The organism is Paenibacillus chondroitinus NBRC 15376 (assembly GCF_004000765.1).
GTDB classification, from domain to species: domain Bacteria; phylum Bacillota; class Bacilli; order Paenibacillales; family NBRC-103111; genus Paenibacillus_E; species Paenibacillus_E chondroitinus.
Genome location: NZ_BILW01000001.1, coordinates 188,752 through 214,576, shown reverse-complemented (window position 1 = coordinate 214,576; position 25,825 = coordinate 188,752). Strand labels below are relative to the sequence as shown.

Annotated in this window: 16 protein-coding genes; all 16 read right to left on the bottom strand. The window is 48.9% G+C overall.

The window, feature by feature from the left end; all coding sequences use genetic code 11:
- Nucleotides 1–12: 12 nt before the first annotated feature.
- A complete protein-coding gene (locus PCH02S_RS00890) occupies nt 13–1,662 on the bottom strand; it encodes a hypothetical protein (RefSeq protein ID WP_246068921.1) in 1,650 nt (549 codons plus the stop codon).
- Nucleotides 1,655–2,530, bottom strand: coding sequence for a sugar phosphate isomerase/epimerase family protein (locus PCH02S_RS00885; RefSeq protein WP_127449158.1), 876 nt, complete (start codon nt 2,528–2,530; stop codon nt 1,655–1,657). The genes PCH02S_RS00890 and PCH02S_RS00885 overlap by 8 nt, the downstream gene beginning before the upstream one ends.
- Nucleotides 2,527–3,621 carry a Gfo/Idh/MocA family protein gene (locus tag PCH02S_RS00880; RefSeq protein ID WP_127449156.1) on the bottom strand — a complete coding sequence of 365 codons (1,095 nt, stop codon included), beginning with the start codon at nt 3,619–3,621 and terminating at the stop codon, nt 2,527–2,529. Before PCH02S_RS00880 ends, PCH02S_RS00885 begins: the two co-directional genes overlap by 4 nt.
- Before the next feature lie 234 nt (nt 3,622–3,855).
- On the bottom strand, nt 3,856–6,222 hold the full coding sequence (locus PCH02S_RS00875; RefSeq protein ID WP_127449154.1) for a glycoside hydrolase family 95 protein: 2,367 nt from the start codon (nt 6,220–6,222) through the stop codon (nt 3,856–3,858).
- Nucleotides 6,223–6,234: 12 nt separating this feature from the next.
- Nucleotides 6,235–7,695: a DUF5605 domain-containing protein gene (locus PCH02S_RS00870; protein WP_127449152.1), complete on the bottom strand. Its 1,461-nt coding sequence runs from the start codon at nt 7,693–7,695 to the stop codon at nt 6,235–6,237.
- The gene (locus PCH02S_RS00865) at nt 7,695–9,140 is read right to left on the bottom strand and encodes a DUF5060 domain-containing protein (protein ID WP_246068892.1); all 1,446 of its coding nucleotides are present in this window, start codon (nt 9,138–9,140) and stop codon (nt 7,695–7,697) included. The genes PCH02S_RS00870 and PCH02S_RS00865 overlap by 1 nt, the downstream gene beginning before the upstream one ends.
- 39 nt (nt 9,141–9,179) lie before the next feature.
- The gene (locus tag PCH02S_RS00860; RefSeq protein ID WP_127449150.1) at nt 9,180–10,079 is read right to left on the bottom strand and encodes a carbohydrate ABC transporter permease; all 900 of its coding nucleotides are present in this window, start codon (nt 10,077–10,079) and stop codon (nt 9,180–9,182) included.
- Nucleotides 10,080–11,060, bottom strand: coding sequence for a carbohydrate ABC transporter permease (locus PCH02S_RS00855; protein WP_127449149.1), 981 nt, complete (start codon nt 11,058–11,060; stop codon nt 10,080–10,082).
- On the bottom strand, nt 11,047–14,031 hold the full coding sequence (locus tag PCH02S_RS00850; RefSeq protein ID WP_127449147.1) for an extracellular solute-binding protein: 2,985 nt from the start codon (nt 14,029–14,031) through the stop codon (nt 11,047–11,049). The genes PCH02S_RS00855 and PCH02S_RS00850 overlap by 14 nt, the downstream gene beginning before the upstream one ends.
- Nucleotides 14,032–14,049: 18 nt before the next feature.
- On the bottom strand, nt 14,050–15,171 hold the full coding sequence (locus PCH02S_RS00845) for an ABC transporter ATP-binding protein (RefSeq protein WP_127449146.1): 1,122 nt from the start codon (nt 15,169–15,171) through the stop codon (nt 14,050–14,052).
- A gap of 198 nt (nt 15,172–15,369) precedes the next feature.
- Nucleotides 15,370–16,260 (bottom strand): AraC family transcriptional regulator, encoded by an 891-nt coding sequence (locus PCH02S_RS00840; protein WP_127449144.1) that lies wholly within the window; start codon nt 16,258–16,260, stop codon nt 15,370–15,372.
- Between the two features lie 114 nt (nt 16,261–16,374).
- Nucleotides 16,375–17,442: a sialidase family protein gene (locus tag PCH02S_RS00835; RefSeq protein ID WP_127449142.1), complete on the bottom strand. Its 1,068-nt coding sequence runs from the start codon at nt 17,440–17,442 to the stop codon at nt 16,375–16,377.
- Nucleotides 17,439–19,439, bottom strand: coding sequence for an MGH1-like glycoside hydrolase domain-containing protein (locus tag PCH02S_RS00830; RefSeq protein WP_246068890.1), 2,001 nt, complete (start codon nt 19,437–19,439; stop codon nt 17,439–17,441). Before PCH02S_RS00830 ends, PCH02S_RS00835 begins: the two co-directional genes overlap by 4 nt.
- Nucleotides 19,440–19,675: 236 nt before the next feature.
- Nucleotides 19,676–20,701 carry a sialidase family protein gene (locus PCH02S_RS00825; protein WP_127449139.1) on the bottom strand — a complete coding sequence of 342 codons (1,026 nt, stop codon included), beginning with the start codon at nt 20,699–20,701 and terminating at the stop codon, nt 19,676–19,678.
- A complete protein-coding gene (locus PCH02S_RS00820; protein ID WP_127449726.1) occupies nt 20,698–23,151 on the bottom strand; it encodes a glycoside hydrolase family 95 protein in 2,454 nt (817 codons plus the stop codon). Before PCH02S_RS00820 ends, PCH02S_RS00825 begins: the two co-directional genes overlap by 4 nt.
- Entirely contained in the window at nt 23,099–25,822 is a 2,724-nt protein-coding gene (locus tag PCH02S_RS00815) for a hypothetical protein (RefSeq protein ID WP_127449137.1), read from the bottom strand. The genes PCH02S_RS00820 and PCH02S_RS00815 overlap by 53 nt, the downstream gene beginning before the upstream one ends.
- Between the last annotated feature and the right edge of the window lie 3 nt (nt 25,823–25,825).

Genomic DNA, 25,825 nt, shown 5'->3' with positions numbered 1-25,825 from the left:
CCTTACTTCTCGTCATACCCTCACGATTTCATAATCTAACGTATAACCATCTTCATCTTGCGGATACATGCGTACTTCCGTCGATCCAAATCGCTGGGTCCAAATCTTGTTTTCCCCTACAAAAGGCTCTACAGCCTCTTTCACTTCACTTGCCATAAAATCGTTTGTGACAATCCAGCCTCCAAAGCCCGCTCTCCCGCTTTTCTTTCGATGTTCCGGGCAATCCGGAGGGAGCAGCCAATCAGCGATAACGACAACGGCGCCTTCTTCCGCCTTTTTCGTAAGCATTGAAAACGTGTTTGTGTTCAGTGTCGTACCACCGACGATAATTAACTTCGGCTGACCTAGTTGGTCGGCCGTAACGTGCTCATCAAACGCCAGAACATTTGGCATCGGATAAAATAAAGGGTGCACCCGTCTGTCTGCCGCTCCAGAAAATCCTTCCACTAATGGAAATTGATCAAGTGGAACGTCCTGTTTCAACTGATGTCTCGGGAAGTCGTACCCTGGAATATGCAGGCAGCTGCCATGGGCCGGTATGGTTCCTCGGCTAAGCAGATGCCAAATGTGAAACACACTTTGGCTATGCGTGATATCCAGCGTCTGACTTGTGCGATTGCCAAAAAGCCGCTCATTTTGGCCATAATTACTATCATCCGAATGAATAACTGCGATACCGGCCTCTGCTTGGGAGTGATGCCAAGTCAACGGGTGTTCGGGAATAAATTTTCGAACGAATTCCAGCCAAACCTCGCCGAATTCCGTTTTCATGAAGCCGTCAGGCTGATGTCTTAGCAAGACGTCGATATTTTCTACGAATAAATGGGTTGGCCCCATGAAATAGCCCATTTTCAAAGCCGACTCGAATTCCTGGGGAGAATGTCCGGGAAAACCGGGGAACCGTGTAAACCATCTGCCTGTATCTGGCCCCCACAGATCCGCACAAATCCACAATGCCCGCCCATATTGCTTGGCTGCTCCCAAAGCTGTCGACATTTGAAGCGATTGGAACGATTCCTTCATGATTTTCGGGCAAAGATCCATCCCCGCTCTGGCAAATGTATGAAACAGGGTAGGAAATACATGCTCCGCAATTAAGGGTACGGACGTACTCGCTAAACCCGCTTGCTCCACAATGCGGCTCACATGTTCCGTTCGGGATCTCACGGACTGTTCGACCTTGCTCCGAGCTTCTGCCAAACTTAAACCATCCGTGCTGCCCCAATGCGGAAACCATCCATCCTTGCGGTATTGCCCCGCGTTGATTTGTAGATGCTCCGGCTCGTCATACAGCAGTCCCAAGCATCGTCCTGAGGTGGACGCTTCGACAATCGCCTGATCTGGAATATCGTACCGATTCGTTCCTTCCACCCAAGGTCCGTTGATGTTGCCATATTCGTTTCCGAGGCAAATATCCATCCCTGCTGCGGTAATATCCGCAACCACATCCCAATGATCCGTGCCTGGCAGCACGTGGTGCACGTAGAAATCCGTTCCCAATTCGCGCAAGCAGTTTACAAAAGCAGCTGGTTCCGGTCTCGGATCCTGTGAAGGACATAAGCTTCCAGTTCCTGTCCGCATGATGAGATCGGATGCCTCACCCGCCCAAGGATCCTGCCACGCCACGACCGGTCCCTGAATACCTAGTTTCGGTTTATGCATCACCGGTGTTCGTCACTCCCCAGCTCGCCTCAACATTCGTAAATGATTGGCGGATAATGGTCAGGCATTCGGCCACTTCTTCGGGCTTCGCATGCTCCAGAATCAAGGGAACCTCCGGCATCCGGCGAGCAAGAAGCTCCGCATAGACGTTCCAATCCGCTTGCCCCGCCCCGACTCGAGGTGTTGTGAATCCTTCGGCAGCGTAAAGCGTATCTTTGGCATGCGCGATAGGGCAATGCGCGCCGATATGGTCAAACATTTTCGCCATCGCTTCGGACTGTCTGCTCAAATCCTCCTGCTTCAGGTAGTTAAAAGGATCCATAATGAATGCCAAACCTTCTGTACCAAGGCGCTCTATCATCTCCTTAGCTTGTTCTGTTGTCGCAAGCACGTTGTTGACAAAACCTTCGGCTAGCAAAACGGCACCTTGCTTCACCGCTCGATTTCGCAAGCGATCTATGATTTGCAGCAGCTGCTCCATCGCTTCAGGGGTACGATTGCCTTCGTAGTCGCGCCAAGCGTTAGTCGGATGAAGACTTCCCGTCTCCGTCGCCATATACCTAGTCCCATAAACCGAACATAGGTCGATCATCTTTTCCAACTGCTCCAGTTTGGCTTCCCTTTTTTGCAGATTGGGGTTCATTAAATTCGTATAACCGGATAAACCGATGACTATGATGCCCTTACTTTCAAAAATAGAGCGGATCTTCTCAGCACGATTGAGTGAGAATGGCTGGTCATCCATCACCTGCATCGCTTGCTTGGGATCAAGTTGCACATATTTCATGCCATGATTACGTGCATCTTCCGCCATGGCTTCCGCGCTCCAGCCCATATACACGTAGCTCATAAATCCGAGTTGATTCATCTCACAACGCTTCCTTTCAACAAATCCGCTCTCTCCACGACACAGGCTTCCTGGCTGGAGTTTACCATCGCGGTTGTCAACGCTACCGTTTGGATATTATCCTCCGCCGTGACCGGCGGGAGATTGCCTTCTTCCAAGGCCGTCATGAACGCGATCATTGAACCGGCGAAAGCATCCGGGAACCACGTGCCTTTGAGCTTGATTTCGTGAACGACATTTTTGTGTTTGTTGAGGGCCATATAGAGGGTATCTTGCGTGCACCACAAGCTTCCTTCTGTCCCGTCAATCCACCAAGTATTGCTGTGTGAGCGGCTTGCTTTGGCAATATTGTTAAAATGCAGCGTCGCCATCAGCGGGTTCCTGCCACCTTTAGGACCAAATTCGATATTCGCCGAATAGATCAGCGGGTCGATGGCGTTTTGCTTCGTTAACTGGGCTGTCGTGCAGTGTACCCTTGACCATTCCTCTGGATAAGAATTGAAGTACCGGCAGAGGTCCACATAGTGCACACCATGGTCGACAATGTTGAAATTTTTCATTGTTGTCCACCACCAGCCGGCCTGATCCTGGAACGAGCGCATACTGTGGTGAATGCTGTATACTTCTCCGATCAGATCCTGCTCCAGCACCGTTTTCAGTGCTTTATGCGCTGGCGCAAAGCGAGCTTGCTGGTTGACTCCCAGAATAATCCCCATCTTGGTTGCTTCTTCGTTCAGGCGTTCAGCTTGTGCCAGATCCAGGTGCAAAGGCTTTTGACACAATACAGGCCTTGGTGCCTTTCCGATTAACCTCAGCACTTCCAGTCGCGGTTCAGGATGAATGGCCAGGTCGATTACACCTACATCGTCCCTCTCGAGTAGCTCATTCACATCCGTCGTCCAAAATGGAATATCAAACTTTTCCGCTGTGGCGCGTGCCGCTTCCTCGTTGACATCGCAGCAAGCAGCTATGTGCAAACCATACTTGCGGTATGCCGGTAAATGGGCCGTATTCGCTATACTGCCGCATCCGATGAGGCCGATTCCGTATTCATTTACGTTGCTAAGACGCTTCTTATTAGGCAAATAATCGTCTGGTCTAATGAATTCCATAGTTACACCTCTTTATTTCTTACATTACACGAGGATGGAAAAACATTTATAGGGTGTTCATGCTTTTTTGTAGGGAGGATTCAACCACGTTGGTTTTTCAGCGTAAAAAGCATCGAAATATGGCGAGTGGCGGAGCCTGCGGTGGGAGTTGGCTGTATGTTGCGCGACGGGATCGCGGAAGGTCAGGCACCCCCACAACAAAAAAAGGCCGCCAAAAACGGCAGCCTTAACACTTTAAATATTCGTCGCCTCTCTCAAGCTCTCACTCACCGCAGGCTTTCCAAGCGATAACACATACTTCTTGCCCGTCTCAGCTTGGAAAGTAAGCATACCGGACTGCTCTTCCAATACCGCCTCTACCGCAGCTCCGCCTTCGGATTCTACGATAAGCGGCAGCAGGCCGCCCTTGTAAATAACGGTGCAAGCTTGGCTATACTTGGCCTGAATAACACAGCGCGTCATCGCCCCATCTTCCCAGGCCAGGTCAATTTCGAAGCCGCCGCGAGCTCTCAACCCGCTAACCGCTCCACGTGCCCATGCACTTGGCAGCGCTGGAAGCAGGTTGATCTCCCCACGGTGTGATTGCATCAGCATCTCAGCAATGCCGGCGGTTCCGCCGAAATTGCCATCGATCTGAAACGGCGGATGATTATCGAACAAATTCGGCAAGGTGGAATGCGACAGCAGCATGCGAAGATGCTCGTACGACTTTTCGCCGTCTTCCAAACGGGCAAAGAAATTAATGATCCACGCCCGGCTCCAGCCCGTATGGCCGCTTCCGGCTTCCAGTCGGCGATCCAATGTTCGTTTCGCAGCATCTGCCCACTCCGGCGTATGGCGAACATGAATCATTTCACCAGGGTGCAAGGCGAACAAGTGGGAAATATGACGATGTCCCGGATGGACCTCATCCCAATCCTTCACCCATTCCTGCAGCTGCCCGTGCTTCCCGATTTGCGGCGGCGGCAGTTTGCGTAGCTTACGCTCCCATTCTTGCCTTGTTCCTTCGTCTGTTTTCAAACGCTCAGAGGCATCGATACAAGCACGGAACAAGGAATAGACGATTTGCGTATCCATGGATGGACCAATGGTCAAACAGCCAACGCTGCCATCAGCGCCGATAAACTTATTTTCCGGCGAAGTGGACGGTCCGGTGATCAGGTATCCATTCTCATCTTCAAACAAATAGTCCAAGAAAAACTCCGCTGCTTCCTTCATGATCGGATACGCCCGGTCGCGAAGGAATCGCTCATCCTGCCCGTAACGGAAATGCTCCCAGAGATGAAGAGTTAACCATGCCGCGCCCATCGGCCAGATCGATCCCGGCATAAAGTTACCTTCAATTTGGGTAGCTCCCCACATATCAGTATTATGATGCGCGACAAACCCTCTGCAGCCATACACTTCCTGCGCCGTTTTCCTGCCATTGATCCGCATGCGATCGATCAAATCAAACAACGGCTCATGGCATTCGGGCAGGTTGCACACTTCCGCATGCCAATAATTCATCTCCGTGTTGATATTAATGGTATATTTACTCTCCCACGGCGGTGTAAAGCTTTCGTTCCATATCCCTTGCAAATTGGCAGGATTGGATCCGGGACGAGAGGAAGCCATTAATAAGTATCGACCATATTGGAAATATAATTGCGCCAGCCCAGGGTCGTTTCCACCTTCTTTGAACCGTTGCAACCGAGCATCGGTCGGCAGCAAATCCGCTTCTTTGCTCTCTTCCGGACGGCCTAACTCCAGCCTCACACGTTGAATTCTGCTCGTATGATCCGCCAGATGGTCTCGCTTAACTTTATCGTACCCCTTGCCCGCCGCATGCTCTAACTGACGCGTGCATATCGCAATCGGGTCCGAGTGGCGGAAGGAAGTCTGCGCCGCGAGATAGATGGTTACCGCTTCTGCCTGAACAATGAGGAAGTCGCCAATCACTTTCACCGACCCACCGTCAGGAACCGCTTTCACAGCGGCACAATATGTGACGCCTCCTCGGCCATTTTCACCGCTCATCACCAATGTGTCGTTGGCAATCTTCTGCGTGCCTTCATCAAAAGGTCTTCGGCTCAAATGCATGCGCAGATTTAACTTGGCCGGCCGGTCGCATTTGATGCGAATGACGATCACTTGGTCAACCGCACTGCTGAACATTTCCCTGGAATGCTGAATATCGTTCAAGCAATAGCCTACTTGCGCGATCCCTTGTTCAATATCTAATTCCCGATAGTAATTGGAAATCATCTTCTTTTCGCCGTCATGGTAAATTTGAAAATCTCCAAGCGGCTGATAAGGATGCAGGGATTTAGGAATCGACATCATCCCCATTTGCGCAAGCTCTTCGGCTTCGATCTGCTTCCCTTTCATCAACAACTGGCGCACCATCGGAAAATGCTTCTGTCCCTCCGGATTATCCCCGTTAACGGGTCCTCCATACCAAACGGAGTCCTCATTCAGCTGCAATCTTTCATTATTTACTTTGCCGAATATCATCGCGCCGAGGCGCCCATTGCCGATCGGAAGCGCATCGTTCCAAGACCTAGCCGGTTTTTCATACCACAACTTTGTACCATTGGCTGAATTTCGCACTTGTTTCATCAGCAACACTCCCTAAACTTTTTGTATGCGCAACGCGTAATAGAGTTTTCCTGGCAAATTTATTCGAAAACGCCCTTCATGTTCACCCTCTACTGGGGTAATAACCATATTCCATGTATCAATTACATCTACTCGGTAGGTTCCTTCCGGCAATGAAAATTCGCGATACGCAAAGCGATGGGGGCCAAAATATTGCAAGTAATATTCGCCTCGAACCGACAATGTCGCAGCATCATAGCTATCGCTCGTATAGGCCAATTGAGCAGGAGCTTCATCCATGATTCCTTTTAAAAATTCGATCCTCCGCATGCTTTTTCCTTGCAGTTCTCCGCCATGTGACCACCATATTATTTCTTCGGTATTCCAGTATGTTTCCCCGTGAGTCACATGCCCGCCTCGGCAGGTGCCTTCCCAGACCCGGCAAAGCAATTCTTCCGGCGTTAAGCTGCCCCACCTTGTATCCAAATTGCCTTCATAACCGCACTCGTCAATAATGGCCGGCTTGCCGTATTGTTTGGTGCATTCCGAAACCACTTTAACATCGGCATGCTGGATGCTCGCATGTGTCGTCCATGGCGTGCCGAAATCATACCAGGTTTGGCCATTATGAATAGACCGCAGATGGCCTCCGTAATCGCACTCCTGGACAATCCGAAAAAGTCGGCTCCAGTCATCCAATTTTTTATGAGTCATCAGATCGTATTCATTCGCTAATGACCACCAAACATGGCTATAAGCTGCGAATCGCGAAACGATGTAACGCACGTAGCGGTCATCCGCTTCCTTCGGCATCCGGTCAAATCCCCAGCGCCCTTCATCGTAGGGATGAAACAAGACGAGCTCCGCCTGAATGCCCAATTCGGCTAAATCTTTTACCCGTTTCTCCAAATGTGCGAAATACGCTGGAACGATCCGTGTATCATCAAAACCGGATTCGGGCGAACCTTCGAATGGGTAGATAGCGGGCTCCCGATCATTAAACATGTACGACTTCGGGAAAACCAACATCCGGATTTTATTAAAAGGCGCATCCCTTAGCGTTCGCAAAGTTTGCTCCTGTACTTCCTTGTCTTGCAGATGCCACACATAACTCGTTGTTCCGATTGGCGTATATCGTGTACCGTCCGCATATTCGAAATACACGGAGTCCTTCACTCTCACTGGACCGTGGTTATTTGTATTCACAGCTGAGGTACAAGCAAACTCACCCTTCACTCGGTCCATTCCCGCGATCGAACTTGAAGTCTCGAAGAGCCATTGACCTTCTTCCTCCGGCATAAAACGGATCCGATACTTGCCGTTACCATCATAAAAGCCTTCGGCATAAGCTTCATTCCGTCCCCTTCGAAACCGGGCACTAAGTTGAATGTCCGTGAACGGATTCCCCAGAGAGGGACCTTCCAGCGTAAGCTCAAAAATGCCCCATTGCTCTACATTCCTTGTGTAGATCAGCTTTCTCTCCTCCTGCCACATCAGCTGCTTGATTCAACCTTTTGAATACGAAGCGCCATAAAAGGTTTTCCTGGCAAATCAACCCTGCAGGTCCCACTGAATGTGCCTGACAAAGGTGTAATCGTCATATGCCAAGTATCGATAAGTTCTATTCGGTAGGATATTTCCTGCCTAAGTTTCAAAACTTTGTATGCATGCTGATGACGCCCGAAGTAAAACAATTGGTACGTGCCTTCTTCCGCTGCTTTCATCCAGTCCGCCGGGCCTTCCTCCATTACTTTTCGCAAAAAAGCAATTCGCTCTGTACTTTCCCCGTACAACTTGCCTCCGGAAGAAATCCAGGCTCTCGTTTCCCGGTTAATGAAGGATTCTCCATGCCCGACAAATCCGCCTCTGGACAAGCCCTCCCAGAAACGGTGTGTCAGCTCCTCGCCGGAAATATTGCCCCAACGTCTGGAACTATTGCCTTCATAGGAAATCTCATCGATAACAATCGGTTTGGCAACAGCTTCACGCCAAGAGGTCGTCAGTTCGGCATCCCAATGCTGAATGCTTTGATGTGTAATCCAAGGCTTGCTAAAATCATATAAACTTGAAGATTTGTACATCTTTGTGCCGTTATGAATGGATCGCAAATGCTGGTACGGATCGTATCGCTGAGTTAATTGAAGCAGTCGGTCCCAATCGGCAATCGTTTTGTATGTATTAAAATCATATTCGTTGCAGAGAGACCACCACACATTGCGAAACGAGGCGAGACGGGCGATCACATAGCGCAGATAAAAGGCATCCGTTTCCGGATCCATATTATCGACGCCCCAATATCCTTTGTCATAGGGATGGAATAAGACGAGATCTGCTTCTATGCCAAGCCGCATGAGATCACGAATACGGTCTTCCAAATGGGCGAAAAATGCCGGATTAAATTGTTTTTTGTCAATATCCTCAGGGCTTGTGCCGGCAAAGGCTACCCTTAGCGGCGGCTGCATATCCCGGGTTGGCAATAAACACATTCTGACTTTATTAAAAGGCGAATCCTTCAACGTCTGCAAGGTGAGCTCTTCCAACTCCTTGCTGCCATGATGTGTCCAATGATAGCAAGTCGTGCCGAACGGCAGATAAGGCGTTCCATCCTCATAAGCGAATAAATACTCGTCTTTTACCCGCACAGCGCCGTGATTCCCGGCAGATGGCGGCGTACATAGGAACTCGCCACTTTGTCCGTCAAGTTCTTCCTGGCTGCTGCGGGTCACATACCGCCAAATGCCAGGTCTGTCGGGCATGAAACGAACCCGGTACGTGCCGTCGCCATCATAAAAACCGTCTGGTTCAACAATAAAGTTTTTGTATTGAAATTGTGCGGAGAGTTTAACATCCAGAAACGGATTTCCTTCAGTTGGCCCTTTTAATGTCAGCTCGAATTGTGACCATTGCTCCACTTCCCGCATGTTCATCTCAATTGCCATAGGCTCACGATCCCCTCCTTTCCATGCAACGACTGCCGGCTACTTAATCCCGGAATGAGCCATCGTAGCGATAACCTTACTTTGAAATACGAGAAACATAATCAAGTTTGGCAAAAACAAGAGGAGTGCAGCTGCGGCTGCGGCACCCTGCCGGGCCACGCTGTTCGCCATACCGCTCGTTAATGTTTCCACATAAAACGGGAAAGTTTTCATCGTCTCGTCCTGCATATAGAAGGTCGATGTGCCGGCATCTTTCCATGCGGAGTCAAAGGCGATAATCGCAATCGTCGCAACGGCGGGCATGAGCATGGGAATGACGATACTGATAAAAAGTCTAAGCTCCTTAGCTCCGTCCATCCGTGCAGAATCCAGCAGTTCATCCGGCAGTTGGTCGATAAATTGCTTCATAAGGAACACGCCGGTTGGCACGGCAACGAGCGGTAAAACGTGCCCCCAATACGTATCGAAAATATGCAGCTTGCTGATGATCAAATATTTAGGGATTTCTACCGTTTCCGGTACGAATACCAGTGTCAGCAAAATTGTTGCAAACACCAGCTTATGCCCTGGAAACTTATGTTTGGAAATGGCGTAAGCGCACATTGCACTTGTCATGGTAATCAGAAATACAGCCATTCCTGTGACGATAATGCTATTAAATAAATAGCGGGAGACCGGAACCGCCGTCCCTTTGGTCGTGGCAAGCAGCTCGGCGAAGTTCTGCAGTGACGGCTCCCTTACAAAGATGTTTGGCGGATAAATAAACAGCTCCTGATACGGCTTGAAGGCATGGTTAATGATGTATACAATCGGCAGCAGCATGAAGATGCTCAGTGCCACGAGAAATATACCCGCAAACATCTCGAAGGGGCTCAACCGCCGAATGCCTACTCTCCTGCGCCATGCGTCCAATTGGCGCATTGTCCCTGCAATTTTCATTTATTCTTCTCCCTTCGTTCCGAACAGCTTCCAGCTCAGCTTTTGGGCGAAATAAACGATGGTTAGCAAACACACGGTCAAAGCCGTCGCATAGCCGAGTTCAAACCGTTTTAGTCCGTAATCGTCAATATGCGTTGTGATCATATGGCCTGCATATTCCGGCGTCGGATTCATGCCTGACAACGCCGTTCCGATGGACGACAGCTGGATCGCGCCAACGATGGCCATGACGGCCCCGAACAGCATTTGCGGTTTGGTGGAAGGAATCGTAATGTACCACACTTCTTCCAATCGGCTGCGAATGCCATCCAATCTGCCTGCCTCGTACAATTCGGGATTTACGTTGAGAATACCCGCTAACATGCCGAGGAACCCGATGCCCATACTTTTCCAAAGAGAGACGACAACCATGGACGTCATTAAGTGCTCTTTACTTGTTACCCACTGGACAGGTTCGCTAATCAAGCTCATTTTTAATAAAAAACTGTTCAAGTAACCGATTCTGTCGCTGGAAAGCATAGGCGTCCAAATAATGCTCATCGCAACCAAACTTGCCAAGGAAGGAGTATACATGGCCAGTGTGAACCATTTCCGGTACACCCCGGGCAGAATCGAGATCAGCCAAGCAAGCATGAAGGCGCACACATAGCCGCCGGAGCCAACAATTAAAGCAAAGGAAAGCGTGTTGGGAAGCGCATATTTAATTAAGATGAGATCTTGGGAAAGCATATACCGGAAATTGTCCCAGCCAATAAACCGAGGTGCTTCAATCGCGTTGAAATAAGTAAAGCTAAGCGCTAAGGCGGACAAAACCGGCAGCAAAATAAAAATGATAAAACAGATGAGGAACGGGGCGATGAATAAATACGAGACCCGATATTCCCAAAGCGTTTGCAGTGCTGATATCAGCTTACTTTTTCGTATTTTGACCGGTTGAATCGTTCTTGGAAGCACTCGCGCCTGCACTTCACTTTTTAACATACTTATCCACTCCTTCCCATGGCTTTGTAATCACGGGTAAATTCAAAGATCGTACTAATTGGCCGTTGGCATCAACAAAGTGAAACTCCTGCATCTTCCTCTGGATTTCCCTGTCCACTTCTTTTATTGCGGTTTCGAGCGAAGTCCGATAATTTTCCCCGTTGATAACGGTTCGAGTCCAAGCGTTCGTAAGCTCGCGCTCCATATAATAACTGCCCGGCACTTTCGCCACTTCACGGAACCATTTCCACTGCTCCAAAATCGCTTGCAGATCTTCTTCCTTCCAAGGAAGCTTAACAAAGGAATCCACATTAGATGTGTACCAGCGGAACGTAACTCCATTGAGCGTCTCCAAGTCGAGGCCGTATTTCTCCTGCACCTCTTCCGACATCCACCATTTCAGGAATTCCCAGCTTTCCTGCGGTTTCTTCGTGTGTTTGAAAATGGCTGAAGCAAATTGATCACCGCCGTTGCCTCCCGTCCATCTAACAACCGTGCCATCCGCTTGCTTGACGCCTGGGATCGGCGCTACGCCCCATACGCCATTCAGTTCAGGTGCTGCAACAGTCAATTGGAGATAGCCATTCAAATCAGCAATACCGATCGGATAGGAACCATCGCGGAAATGTTGTACGAAATTATCGCTTCGTTGATCGATCCCGTATTTATTTTGCAAATCCGTCCACTCTTTGAACGCTTCGAAACCTTTATCATTATTGAAGCCTGTTCTGGAACCATCCTGCTTGATGTACTCAAGGCCGTGCATTTGCATAAATATGCTGTGTTCAACCGGCGTAAAATTCATGCCGTTTTGTTGCAGCACCGGCAGCATGCGGTACATGTCATCCCAGGTGTCCGGAACGCTAAGCCCTAGATTTTGCAAGATATCTTTCCGGTAAAACATCATGGAAAACGTCTGCGTTTCCGGAACGGCGTAATAACCTCCATCATAGAAGTACGGCATCCACGCACCCGGAGCAAATTGCTTGTACACGTCATCGAAATCCGGGAATTGTTTTAAATTGTATACCCCATTACGGATGGCATAATCAAACGGGGTATCATGCGGCAAACCAATACCGACGTCAGGCGCCATACCGGCCGCATTCATCAAGAGAAGCAGTTTATCGTCCTTCAGCAGGTTAATTTTCACTTTAATGCCCGTTTGCGGTGTAAACATTTCATTGGCCATGCTTTGCAGCAAATTCACATAATCCCGTCCACGGTTCATCCACACATTGAGCACTTGATCATCCGTTTTTTCCGAAACCTCTTTACTTCTGAACGTATTGAAGAAATTGATAATCGAACCTTGTATCTTTTCCGCAAACGTCGATTCCATTTTTGGAAAAGGCTTTTGAACCGGAACGATGAAAATGCGGTCAATTTGCAGCGGCTGGGAGCTAAGCTGTTTGACCAAATCAGCCAGCTTGCCTTGCATAGTATTCATCCGGCCTGCGTCATAAGGAATTTCATCCGGATACTTTAATAGCGTTTCAATATCTTTGCTTACCGTCACTAACCCTTGGGACAAAGCGTCGGAGCGGCCATTGATCGCGATTAATTGTTCTCGGGTTGCCGCAAGATTATCATTTAGTTCCTGCAGCTGTTCAACAAATCCAGGTAAATCCTTTTTAAGATCCCAGGTCCTGTTTTTATCATCTACCCCACCCGTCAACGTGCGCAGGTCTGTAGAAAGCTTAACCAAAGTGGCAATCCCTTTATCCATTTCCGCAGCAGCCGGAATGAGAGGTGCCTGCGTGACGCGCATCGAAATGGTATTGGTTCCTTTTTCCAAATAAAACTGGTACGGCTCGCCCTCATCATTGGCTAACTCCCGGCCTTTCCATCCGGTTGCGTAAGGGAATCGATAAGCTTTCAACTCGGAAAACGGAACTTTCCCGTTAATCATAATCGTCCGGAACGATGATCGGTTGGAAACTAACGATTGCTGCTGACGCAGCGCTATTTTGTAGAAACCGGCGGCAGGAGCATCGAAGCTCCAGCTGATTTCTTGATTTTTCGACGACCAGTGGCTTCCATCCAGCGTATTGTAGCTAATTTTTCCCCGCACATAAGGGCTATTAGCAATATCATTATCGTAAGCGAGCGTAATGGAAGAATCATTTTTCCAACCAACCTGCTCTGCTTCAATCACAATGGGGTCAGCTTCTACAGGAGCGGCATTCTTGGTCTGCTCTTTTTTTACAGCTGCGTAGTCCGCAACAGGGACAGGCGCTTTGAAAGAAATAAACTCCAGTGCCATTGGATCGCTGCCCGCCAAGCGGATTTTATGCTTCCCAGGTGTCAAATTCCACAGGAGAGGGTCTAAATACGCCCCGGACATATCACGCAATTCCCAGGTTTGCCAACTCGAGATATCGTTTGCTGCCGGACGAATTTCGTCGCCATTGTCATCTTTGACAATCGGCATTTTATCCTTCCAGTGGCGATACAGCTCAATCGACTTGGATTCGAGGTAAGGGGAAACGCCGTCAACACTTAAGCTGAGTGCAATCGGTTTCCGATCTCTCGAGTCCACAAACGGATGGTAAGACATCTCAATCGAATATAATCCGCCCTGTGCAACGTCCAGATCATATTCGACCCATTCTTCGCCTTTGGCTTTCCAAACCAGGACGTTATTCTTGCCGTCATACGACTCAACTGCAACGTTCGCATTCGCCGACTTTCCCGACAGACTTGCTGCCGATAACGTCATGCTGCCGGTATGATCTTCTTTGGCGCCGTTCTTTTTCCAGCCTTCAAGTACTTCCGTATACGTAGGTATCAAATTTTTGGCTGTATTCGCTGCATGTGATGCAGCCTCCGCGTCTCCAGACGTGGAACTTGCTTTAGGCAATGTGCCATTGTTGTCAGCCAGTGCCGTTAGTGTAGGACCCAGCACGCATACGAGGGCTAACATGAAGGACATCACGGCCCGTGTTCTAAATAACGCTTTCAACTCCATCCCTCCCGCTGCACCGCTCTAGTACCACAAATTCTCAGTGGTTTCTTTATCAAAGAACAGTGCTTTCTGCATATCTATGGTTAAAACCAGCTTCTCATCGTCTTCGAAGTTATGATCGGCTTGCGCCCTTGCAATGAGCAGTTTGGGCATTCCGATGTCCAAATATAAATACATGTCCGCCCCCATTAATTCATTCAATTTCTGAATGCCGGTAATTTGCGCATGGGGATTGGCCTCTCGTATGGCTGGATCCAGATGGATATTCTCACAACGAATGCCCATGATGACGTTTCTGTCGACCTTCTTGTGCTTTCTCAGCATATCGGCTTGAAGCTTCGGAATCCGCAGATAATAGCGGTTGGTGTGAAACTCGAGCGTACCCTCGCTGCCTTCCAAAATTTTTCCTTCGATAAAATTAATTGGAGGTGTGCCGATGAATCCAGCCACGAACATATTTCGCGGATTGTTATAGATCAGCTTTGGGGTATCCACTTGCTGGATGACGCCGTCTTTCATGACCACGATGCGATGCCCCATGGTCATAGCTTCCACTTGGTCATGCGTGACATACACCATGGTTACGCCAAGCTGCTTCTGGAGCCCGATAATCTCCGTGCGCATCTGAACTCTTAACTTCGCATCCAGATTCGATAGCGGCTCATCCATTAAGAAAACTTGCGGATTCCGGACAATTGCCCTTCCTAGGGCTACCCTTTGGCGCTGTCCGCCGGACAGTTGTCTTGGCTTCCGATCCAGGAACGGTTCGATTTCCAATACCCTTGACGTACTTTTGACCGCTTGATCAATTTCGTTTTTGGCCATTTTCCGCAAGCGTAATCCGAACGCAATGTTTTCATATACGCTCATGTTCGGATACAACGCATAGTTTTGAAAAACCATCGCAATATCCCTGTCTTTTGGCGGCAAATGATTGACCAGCTTATCTCCAATATAAAGCTCGCCTGAAGTGATATCCTCCAGGCCAGCGATCATCCGGAGCGTCGTCGATTTCCCACAGCCGGAAGGTCCGACCATGACGATAAACTCGCCATCCTGAATTTCCAAATTAAAATCTCTGACCGCATAAGCTCTCTCTTTACCAAAACGTTTTTCCACGTGATTTAATAGAATTCGCCCCATTACAGTACCTCCTATAGGTCATATCAACATCTGGTTGATAACGGTTTCAATACGCTTGTTTTTTATTATACACCCCGCATTTGAACGCATTATAGGTGATGATTACTTAGTTATAGGGGGAATCCTGCTTTCAGTTCTTTTCTTTTGTGTAAAATAAAACAAAAAAAGCTGCTCCATATTAATGGCCAGCTCCATAAATTAACAAGAAATATCGGATTCGTCGAGTTCTTGGAAGTTTTGACGATATTGTCTTGGTGTTACCCCTGTTTTTTTACGGAAAAGCGCATGGAAAAACTTCATATCCTGATAGCCAACTTGATTGGCAATCTGATAGATCGGGATATCGGTCGATTTCAATAGCTCACAACATTTTTGTATACGAACATTTTGCAAATATTGGGTAAACGACAGGCCTGTCGATTTTTTAAATAATCGCTGAAAATGGCTTGCGCTCAGGAAAAAATAATCCGCCACATCCTGAACCGTCAGATTGTGCGTATAGCGGGACTTGATGAAATGCACAACTTCATCGAACATCCGGAAGGAAGCGGTTTCGGTTTCATTGATCATTTCAAAGCGTTGAAGCAATACCAACATTTGGATTAAAAGCGCTGTCAAAACCGTTTCAAAGCCGGCACTCTTTTTCAAATATTCCCGATACATGTTTTGGACGATCAAAGAAAAGGTGTCGTGTTTATCTTGAAAATGCAACCAGCGTGCCGCACATTGACTTGGATTATTGATGGCGTCGTAGGTTACGGAATCTTGCTGCAGCAGACTTTTCCATTTATCAAGAAGTTCAACACGGAAAATGCAATTATAGATGACGAGCATTTTATCCTGCTTTGGAGAGGAAGGACGAAATACATGGGACGTGCCAATCGGAATGACGAATAGATCCCCCTGTTTCACATAGATCACTTCTTCGTCAATATAGTGGTAACCACAGCCTTCGCCAACAAAACTTATTTCGACGAAATCATGCGTATGCTGCAATGTTGTAAACGATTCCAATTCACGATTTAGAAAAATATCCAGATCATTCTCAAAAAATAAGTCCCCGCTTAAATGATCGATTCTTCCATTCATAGTTGTCACCTTCTCTTACAAGTATTTGTGATCTACGTATTCATGTATGTGAATCTGCAGCAAGGCAAGCGGGAACACGGTTAAGGTGCTCCCAGCTCCGTCTTGGCAACGTGGTTACTGTCCCCCTTTGACCCAATCTAACGTCATACGGATGTGTTTAATTCCTTTACGCAGATAAGAGAAAGCAAGGTGAATGTGATGATCGCGAGTACTAATAATGGAAGGGTAGGAATACCCGACTTCCGAATCTTTATATTCCAAATCGGCCATTTGCACGTTTCTGACATACGGCCAAGTGCGGCCTTCGTCCTCCGATACAGCAAGTGTCAGCGGTGTCCGAAGCGGTTTCTTGCGAAATTCCCCTTTGCGCTGAACCCAACGGAACTGATCTCGTTCCATGGTTGAATTGTTGAAAATTAATGCCAATTCTCCATTAGGCAGCTTAACGAACTGCGTGGAGGAATTATTATTCGGCAGTTCGCTTTTCACTGGGATCGACCAGCTTCTTCCGTAGTCCTGTGAAACGCTTGTATAAATTCGGTCGGCTTGGCGACTGCGAAACATGGCATACAGCTTGCCTTCGTCCAGCTCTACAACGTTCATTTGCACACGATGAATGCTGCCTGGCACCTCATATTCCGTCCACGTCGCGCCCTCATCCGAACTTATTAAAACCACACTATAATGCCCTTCAAGTCGGCAGTAATAAGCCGGTAACAGCCAGTCCCCGTTCTTCATAGCAAGGGGAGGATGCCTTAAGAAAATCCCCAGTCCATCCGAGAGAACCTCTGTAGCCCCCCATGTTTCCCCACGATCCTCGGAGATTCGGTAAACGATCCTTGATGTTTTCTGATTGTGAGGCTCATTTGACGTGTGGAACAACCAAAGGTTTCCGTTTGGCGCTTGAAACAAAACCGGATTTTGCTCGGACCGTTCAAGGTCATCAGAGAGTTTAACCGGGGTCGACCAAATCTTTGAACCTGCCGCTAATCTCGACATGACGATGTTCGTATCCGGGTTTCCTTCCCCGCTGCCAGAAAACCAAACGCACAATAAATCTCCATTATCCAGTTCCAACAAATTTGCCGCATGATTATCGTTTGAATGGAAAACAGGCAGGTAAGCTTCTTGGATCGTTGCATCTGTTTCGCTCTCCAGAACAGCACCGTTAAATCTACTCATGATAGGATTGCCCCCTTCTTAGTCTCTAACTCCTGTAAAGGAATCTCAATTCGGCCCAGTGTTTGGTTGGAGAAGACAAGCTGGCCATCCACATAAAGTCGATAGCCTTCCTCAAGATCAGAAACAGTTGAAGGCACGTTCGGCTTCTTGTACGTAATGCGATACTCCGTTCCAGCCACTTTCACCCGATCCAGAGCAAAGAAGTCCAAACCGATATCGAGTGGGTCCAAAATGATGCGATCCGCTTCTACCGTGAATCCAGCCACATGCGTAATCATCAAATCAATAAAAAACGAATGATTATATTCCTGTTCATCACTTAACGGTTCACCTGTCGCGCTGTTGTAATGCTCGACAAGTCCGGGTTGATTGAGGTCTCTTTTCATAAAATGCAGAAACGCGTATTCTCGCAGCGAGTGACCGAAGAAGGCATCGTATCGATATCCGCTGCGCTTGCTCTCTTTCGCTAGCGCGTCGAGTGCGATGGAGTTCGTATACGGCCAGGTAGGACCATCCCACACACAGCCGTTCCGCCCTTTTACAAAATGGCCCATCCAGCCGCCATCTTTGGAGTAAGCCGGGCAATCCATCGAGACAGAAGGAAACGGGCACTTCGAATTAAATTCGCGTTCGTTCATTAGATGCTCGATCATCCCCTTATAGGAATCGTCGATGATTTGCGCCCAAGCCGGATAGAAGCCGACTATATTTTTCACGAACGCCTTTTGGTCCGTCTGGTAATGGAGATCGTAGAAAAATTCCGTCTCTTCATCCCACATCTTTTCAAGGATATCCCGCTTAATCCCTTCTGCCATCTGGTGGTAGATCGTTGCTTCCGGATCATCGGCGATTTCGCACATATTCGCTACTGCAAGCGTATTCAAATAGTGATATACGGTACGATCCACTCTTTTCAGGTGCGTATATGTTTCTTTATCCTTTGGATTCTTAGGGTAATTATGAAAATACCAATAACTCGGCTGATACTCTTTTCCAGTTCGCGTATGCTTATATTCAATCATTAATTGATCGTTCCCGCTGCCGTTAACACGAATGGCTGCTGAGATTTGGTTTTTAAAAGCAGGTAGCATCTCAACGACCATATCCCGATTGCGGTGTATCAAATATAGCTGGTAGGCGGCCCAACAAGTAAAGTTAGCAAATGCATGCATCACCGTATCGACAGTAAGACAGCTGAATTGCCCGCCTTCTCCCGGCGACTCCGCCATATTGCGCAAGGGACCTTCGCTATATCGCCCTTCATGATGCCATCTGGCATCCATCAGATGAAGCGGTACGGACAAGTTAATGAGTTTACTGAATTCCCAACCGCCTTTGCTGAAAGGCTCTTTGCTTTTCTTATGGGATCTTCCCTCGTAGAACAAGGGATAAGTCAAATTGCCGTATTGCGGGTCAGACAAATTATGCCGAAGCAGGAACCAGCGATAGATCCACGTTTTGTTAAGCAGCGCATCACTGCTTGTAAACACAGGGGTTTTATCAAACCACTCCTGATATTCCTCGTTTTGCTTTTCAATGATTTGATCAGCTGTCCATCCACCATCCGTATAAGCCGTCGCCCTAGCTTGAAGCAAGCGGATATCATCTTGCCCCGATATGCCAAATGAAGCTGCGATGATGTACGTACCTGACTGTCCAGGCTGCAAGCGGACTTCTTCATACAACGCTGGATCGCTTACAGCTATCGCCCCAACTACATCGAAACTATAATGCGGAATCTGATATTCCCCTTGCAAAATATGGCCACTGCGCGTCTGGAACGCATCACCGTACGTGGATAATTTCAGCACGAGCTCTTCGCTGCTGTGGTTCGTCCAGGTCTGGCAAGAAACGGCGCAGTCATTCCATGAAATAAACTTTTTTTCTACCAAAGACAGACGGTGATCCTCATAAGCCATAAGCAAATAGCTGGGATACCACTCTGTTCGGCATGGCTCAAAACTGCTGATCAAATTATTCTCTACGCTATACAGCATGGGAATGTTAACTTTATGTATAAAATCGAATCTACCGGAAAAGCCGGGCACAGGATCCAAATAATCGGCCCACAGCCTCGCTCCTGTCGAACCCAGCAGAAAAGCGCCGGGATACGTGCGAAGCGTTTTCCTTCCTGCTTGCAGTTGTTCATTTACTTGATAAGCAGTCAGAATGAATCCTCCCCTATCAAAGTTAAAATTCTTCCAATTTTAACCTTATTAAATATATAACAAACTCATAGTAGAATAGTAGTGTAATTATTCCCAGAATATAGGTCATTCCTGCTCATATCCAAAATAATTTTTTGGAAGGCTATCCGTTCCCTTTTCCATGTATAAGTGATATACAGCTCCAGACCGTTAGCAATGATGGCCGGATACGAGTATTGCTTATCTCCTTCATCCAGCAAGAGCTCATTCTCCCAAGTAAGCCCGTTATCTTTGGAGAAGCGGAGAACAAGCGGTGTTCGGGGTCCCTTGATCTTCCCGGGTTCCGGACGAGTCGGATTATAAACAAGTGCCAGATGGCCATTGTCGAGCTTGACCAAATCGATTCCGCTATTATTATTCGGAAGCTCCGTTGCATAGGCTGGGCACCAAGTTACTCCCCCGTCTACCGAATCACTGCGATAGATCGCCCCTTCCGTGCTGCGTGTAAGCATATGCACAACCCCTGGTTCAGACTCCCATATCGTAGGCTGAATGATCCCTTTTCCCTTGATGGCGGTGCGGTCGAAAGGTACTGTTTCGCTGCGGGTCCATGTCTCTCCGCCGTCATAGGACAGATCAACAAACGCATCCCAAGCCGGTTCGATCGACGCCGGAGCGACAAGCGTGCCGTCATGCAGCACAATAGGCTTATTCTTAACCGGCCCCCGCCCCCCTTTGTCCCCTTCAACTAATGGGACAGGCGTCGACCATGTGGTTCCGTCATCCGACGAGCGCATAACCATCGTGACCCATTCGGCAATGGAGGTGCCGATTTTGTAATACAGGAACAGGACGCCGTCCGCCCTGCGAAACAGGACGGGATTCCAATGCGGAACGTCCTCCTCATCAGCGACTTTGAGGGGTGGTGTCCAGCGGCCGTTCACTCGGCGGGACGTCCATATCGCGACGTCGCCGGCCTTCTCTTTCGTGCCGCCGAACCACGCAGCGAGGATATCCCCACCTGGCAGCTGTTCAAGCGTAGAGGCATGACAGCTTAGAAAAGGTCTGTCATCTTCAAAAATAAACTCCTTCACGTGATGAATCTCACTCATCTCCTATCACTCCTTGGGACAATTTCGTAGCTCTGTCCCTTTTTGGTTCCAAATACGATGACATTCGGTTCAATGTCCTCGATTCGGATTTCATACCCGTTTTGCAAGACGCATACCGGTTCTGCCGTGCGCAGCAGGAAGGCCTTCCCGGCTGTTGAGAGGATACGTGCTCGCAGCAGCTTGCCATTCTCCCACGTGATATCGACTTCAAACCCTCCGCGTGCCCGCAGTCCTTTCACACAACCTTTCATCCATTTCTGTGGTAGAGAAGGAAGAAATTGGACGTTATTGCCATGGCTCTGCAGCAGCATTTCGGCAATGCCCGAAACGCCCCCCAAATTTCCGTCAATTTGGAAAATATCTTGTTTCACCTTCGGATGCCGGTGTGCATTCATCATGTTTGGATGAAGCCCGGCGAGCAGTTCATTCACAAAACGCTGTGCATGCTCCGACTCGCCAAGCCGTGCCCATAGATTGATCATCCATGCACAGCTCCACCCCGTATGAGCCCCTCCATGGTTCAAGCGTCTCTCCAGGGTCGCTTTGCAAGCAGCGGCAAGCTCGGGTTCCTGATGTAAAGTAATCTGATCCAGCGGATGCAGTGAGACCAAATGGGCGACATGACGATGTCCCGGCTCAAACTCTTCAAAATCTTCGTTCCACTCCTGAAGCTGACCATATTTGCCTATCCGGTAAGGAGGCAGCCGCAATAGTGCATGCTCCAATCGGCCTATAAACGTGTGGTCCGTATCCGATAAAATGCCACTCGCTTCCAAACAGTGGTCAAATAAATTTCTGAGAAGCGCGATATCCATCGTCACGCCTTGTGTCACACTGCTTTTCTGCCCATCGGGTGTAAGAAAGAAGTTCTCCGGGGACGTCGACGGGCATGTCACCAAGCTGCCATCCTTTGCCTCAACTAACCAATCCAAACCAAATCTTGCCGCTTCTTTCATCACTGGATACGCCCGCTTGAGAAACATTTCATCTTGACTGTAAGCGTAATGCTCCCAGATATGCTGACATAACCATGCCCCGGCCATCGGCCAAAACGCCCAGCTTGGCGATCCTCCAACAGGAGTTGCCGTTCGCCATAGATCGATATTGTGATGGGCCGTCCAACCCTCGCAGCGGTAGTGAACATCGGCCGCTTTCCGGCCTGTGTGCTGCAAATCCTCGATCAGGTCGAACAAAGGCAAATGACACTCCGCAAGATTCCCCACTTCCGCAGGCCAGTAGTTCATTTCTACGTTGATGTTCGTCGTCCAACTGCTGCACCATGGCGGACGAATGCTGTCATTCCAAATACCTTGCAAATTAGCCGGCTGTGTACCGATCCTCGAGCTCGACAACAGCAAGTATCTGCCATATTGAAAAAATAATGCGGCAAGTCCGGGATCTTCCACACCGTTTTTGATAGCTTCTATGCGGACATCCGTCGGCAGGTTATTTCTTTCCTGACCTCCTAGGTCAAGCGAAACTTTGCAAAAGCGTGCGGCATGATCGTTGATATGCCGCTCCTTTAATTGCTCGTACCCAAGCGATGCCGCTTTTGCCAGTCTCGCTTCTCCCAGCTGTAACGACGGTTTGTCTGATAGCGCAGGGTTTTTATCATAACCTTGGAAGCTGGTTTCAGCAGCCAGCAGGAAAGTAACTGTTCCCGTACCGCTTACACGAATCCGTCCGCCACTAACCTCCAGCCTGCCTTTGTCTGTGATTACGGTCAATCGAATATTAAAACCGATTCCTTTCCCTTCCGCATAAAGCACAGGATCCGAGGACTTCACCGTATTAGGCAAAATACGCAACGGACTACGTCCGGTAAGAACCAATTGATTCCATGTCACTTTTTTGACTTCAAATTGCAAAGGACTGCTCAATACGGCGCTAACGCTGATGTTACGTTCACTCTGTAAGCGAATGGCCATCACCTGGTCAACCGCAGAGACGAACAGCTCCCTAGTATGGACAGCGTTATTTTGCGAATACTGCACACGGGCGATGCCCTCCGCCAGATTCAATTCCCTTCGGTAGTTCGTAACTTCGCCGGCCTCTTCCATAATCAGATCCAAATCGCCAAGCGGCACGTAGGCGTCGATCTCCGGCCCTTCCATGTGCCGTTCGATCAATGCCTCTGCCTCGGCATATTTGCCTGCAAAGATCATTTCTCGCACGATGTCCAAATATTCGGCCGCTTCCCTGTTCACGGTTTCTCTGGGTTCCCCGGACCATAACGTGTCCTCGTTCATCTGTATGCGTTCCCGATCCGTACCGCCATACATCATGCCGCCGAAACGGCCGTTCCCTACGGGGAGTGCTTGGAACCAAGATTTCGCTGGCTGCGCGTACCATAATGCCGTACTTTTGTCTGACACTTGATCTCCCCCACCTGTTCGTCTATTCGTACAACCAATCCAATGTATCGATCCCGTCGTTTTTATGTTCAACATCACGTGGGCGTATCTCCTGATCGATAGGAATAACACCCAGGATCAGAAATGCGCCTTTACCGAAGTCAAGCGTATGCCGTCCTGCTTCATATTGGAATGCGTGGATATTGACAGAAGGATAGGCATATAAGCGCAGCCCTTTGCGCAAGATCGGCGCATAGCCGCCTCGATCGTCGGCGTGCGTGTTTTCTTCCAAGCTTGGGACTTGCAGCCACTGATCATCTTTGGAGTTAAAATAACCGACCAGCACTTTCGAAGGCTGATGAAGTTCAATATCAATCGCCAAGCCCTGAAGCCCGGCCTGCCTTTGACTAAAACGAACACCAGTAAGCCCATTCAGTTCCTCCGCACAGCCAACGACGTGGATATCCCCATCCGTGAAAACCTCGACCCCTTTTTCCACGTGGTACAACTCCGCATGTTCAGACAATAAACGGAACGGCGCTTCAACGTAGCGAACGATTGGCGCTTTTAGATTTTTTAGCGCTTCGGGCAGCATACCCGACTTCAACTCCTGCACATGAAGACGGAAAGCTTCCAGCTCCGCTTCATAGAGAGGTAAACATGCGCTCCAATGCCTGTAATCAAGCCCTCCTCGAATCGGCACCTTCCGCTGCGGCGTCTGCATGGAGTTAGCAAACAAATACGTCTTCTCTGTAAGCGTTGTCAGTTCGCGGTAGCTGTCCAAACCTTGTGCCAATTCTACCGCTGCCGCTTCCAGCAATTCGATCCGGTTAAAATACTCCCCTTTTACCGAATGCTTATAGGTTAAAATGAGGATCGCTGCCTTGACCTTATGCACATAGGCCTGCACCATATGACGGATGGCTGCCATATCGCTCGCCAGTCTTTCATATTCTTCCCTGTTGCGAGTGACGAAATGGCTAGCTTGCTGGATCGCCAGCAGCGCGTCCTCCGCATGTCTCTGCGCATCGGCAATGATATCCGTCGGAGTCTCGCCAATGTGAGGTTCACCACTCAGTTCTTTCACGACAAATTCATCCAGCCGTTCGCCTTGAGGCGACTGGGATTCCCACAAGTCCGGCCAAGGCATATGCCTTTCGGGATTGGTGAGCTGGCTCATCGTCATCCCGAGGCTCATCGTTTGGCGATTGCCTTCCGTAATGCCGAATCTGCGCAGCAATTTCGGCGCGCATTCTCCTGAGGCTTCATAAGCATCCAATATTGCTTGACCTGCCTCTCGGCTTCCGAAACGTTTCCCAAGCGTCTCTATCCAGTAATTTCGCTCCGCTTGGGGATCGCGATCCGGATTCCACGCATACCGGAACCAAGCCGCAAACCAAATCCAATCGCGCTCCAATTGACGCAGTCGCTTCTCCGCTTTATCCGGCGCATACGGCCAATCCCAGAAAAATAGCGGATACAGATGCAGCCCGTTTGCTTTCAAGCGGTATTTGGCCGCCTGCATGCACTTTTGAATAAACGATGGGGCTCCGTATCGAAATGGCTCCAAGTTCGCCAGGATATGAACATTGACAATGTGAATCGTCTGCAAGGAACCTAGCCGGTTGTGCGTTTCTTGCCATCTGCCCCGAGGTGTATACGTAGTCAACGATTCCCCGTTGTATTTGGCTTCCGTGTACAAATTCGGGTACAACGGCAGCGCAGCCTCAATAACTTTTTGCGGTTCAATGGCATGGGAACGCAGGATGATCGGAGGTTTTTCCTTCACGTTCGAATGTTTCAGCCCTTCCAACAGGCCTGCAAGAATCGTCTCATTAAACCATTCCACGCCATAAATTTGACCTTGCAGCGCTTCGCCAAGGCAGACCATTAACCCGGCATTGGGAAAGGATTGCACGAAGGCAGCGATCGATTTCTTGTAGTAATCACTCGTGATAGGCAGCGGCTTCGGTTGATGAAGCTTCAAATCATGTTTCTGTGCAAAAGGCAGCGGAATATGGATGTTGTAGAACTTTAGGACGACCCTTATGCCTCGGCGGTCCGCTTCTTCGGTAATCCAACGGAACGTCTCCCGATTATATGCCAACTCTTCTTCCGTCACTTCCAGCGCTTCAGGATAATCTTCCAGCTGAACAAGCGAAGAAAACGGATGCCCGGACCACAAGTAAACGACGTTGCAGCGCTGCTCAACCATCATGTGGAGGAAATCCTGCCATAACGACCGGTCGTAAAACCATGGAAAACGATGTGTCGTTATCGGGTACTCATACGTTTGACGCGGGGGTTCTACGGTCGTTTTTTGCAATCCGATGGCCGGACCCCGCAAGGAGAATCGCGGTTTATCCCCATAAGCGATGTCACTTGGCAGCTTTTGAGCTTCACCGATTCGGCTCGCCAACTCCAAGCAGCCGTACAATACGCCGGAATCGCTTCCCCCCGAAACAACCGTTATGCCACCTGGGCAAGATGCCAGATAAAAGCCTTCTCCCTCCGGAGCTTCCGTGTGATATAACAAAACGTCCCGCGCTTCCAATTGCTGCACAAATTCCGATTCTTGGCGATTCCCGATGTAGATCTTCATTCCCTGCACGGAACGATAGTTTTTCAACGACCATGACGCTTCTGCTTCAAGCACGGTATAGCCGGAATTTTGAAGCGCCTCTCTTAATCGTTGAATCCCGTATTCCACACGCGGGGCAGCGTTACGTTCATAACCAAGCGTTACGGCTTTCGTAGTCGTTTCCATTGT

Coding starts and splice junctions, on each gene's coding strand:
- PCH02S_RS00890 (WP_246068921.1), bottom strand. CDS start 1,662: ATGCATAAACCGAAACTAGGTATTCAGGGACCGGTCGTGGCGTGGCAG.
- PCH02S_RS00885 (WP_127449158.1), bottom strand. CDS start 2,530: ATGAATCAACTCGGATTTATGAGCTACGTGTATATGGGCTGGAGCGCG.
- PCH02S_RS00880 (WP_127449156.1), bottom strand. CDS start 3,621: ATGGAATTCATTAGACCAGACGATTATTTGCCTAATAAGAAGCGTCTT.
- PCH02S_RS00875 (WP_127449154.1), bottom strand. CDS start 6,222: ATGAAACAAGTGCGAAATTCAGCCAATGGTACAAAGTTGTGGTATGAA.
- PCH02S_RS00870 (WP_127449152.1), bottom strand. CDS start 7,695: ATGTGGCAGGAGGAGAGAAAGCTGATCTACACAAGGAATGTAGAGCAA.
- PCH02S_RS00865 (WP_246068892.1), bottom strand. CDS start 9,140: ATGGCAATTGAGATGAACATGCGGGAAGTGGAGCAATGGTCACAATTC.
- PCH02S_RS00860 (WP_127449150.1), bottom strand. CDS start 10,079: ATGAAAATTGCAGGGACAATGCGCCAATTGGACGCATGGCGCAGGAGA.
- PCH02S_RS00855 (WP_127449149.1), bottom strand. CDS start 11,060: ATGTTAAAAAGTGAAGTGCAGGCGCGAGTGCTTCCAAGAACGATTCAA.
- PCH02S_RS00850 (WP_127449147.1), bottom strand. CDS start 14,031: ATGGAGTTGAAAGCGTTATTTAGAACACGGGCCGTGATGTCCTTCATG.
- PCH02S_RS00845 (WP_127449146.1), bottom strand. CDS start 15,171: ATGGGGCGAATTCTATTAAATCACGTGGAAAAACGTTTTGGTAAAGAG.
- PCH02S_RS00840 (WP_127449144.1), bottom strand. CDS start 16,260: ATGAATGGAAGAATCGATCATTTAAGCGGGGACTTATTTTTTGAGAAT.
- PCH02S_RS00835 (WP_127449142.1), bottom strand. CDS start 17,442: ATGAGTAGATTTAACGGTGCTGTTCTGGAGAGCGAAACAGATGCAACG.
- PCH02S_RS00830 (WP_246068890.1), bottom strand. CDS start 19,439: ATGCTGTATAGCGTAGAGAATAATTTGATCAGCAGTTTTGAGCCATGC.
- PCH02S_RS00825 (WP_127449139.1), bottom strand. CDS start 20,701: ATGAGTGAGATTCATCACGTGAAGGAGTTTATTTTTGAAGATGACAGA.
- PCH02S_RS00820 (WP_127449726.1), bottom strand. CDS start 23,151: ATGTTGAACATAAAAACGACGGGATCGATACATTGGATTGGTTGTACG.
- PCH02S_RS00815 (WP_127449137.1), bottom strand. CDS start 25,822: ATGGAAACGACTACGAAAGCCGTAACGCTTGGTTATGAACGTAACGCT.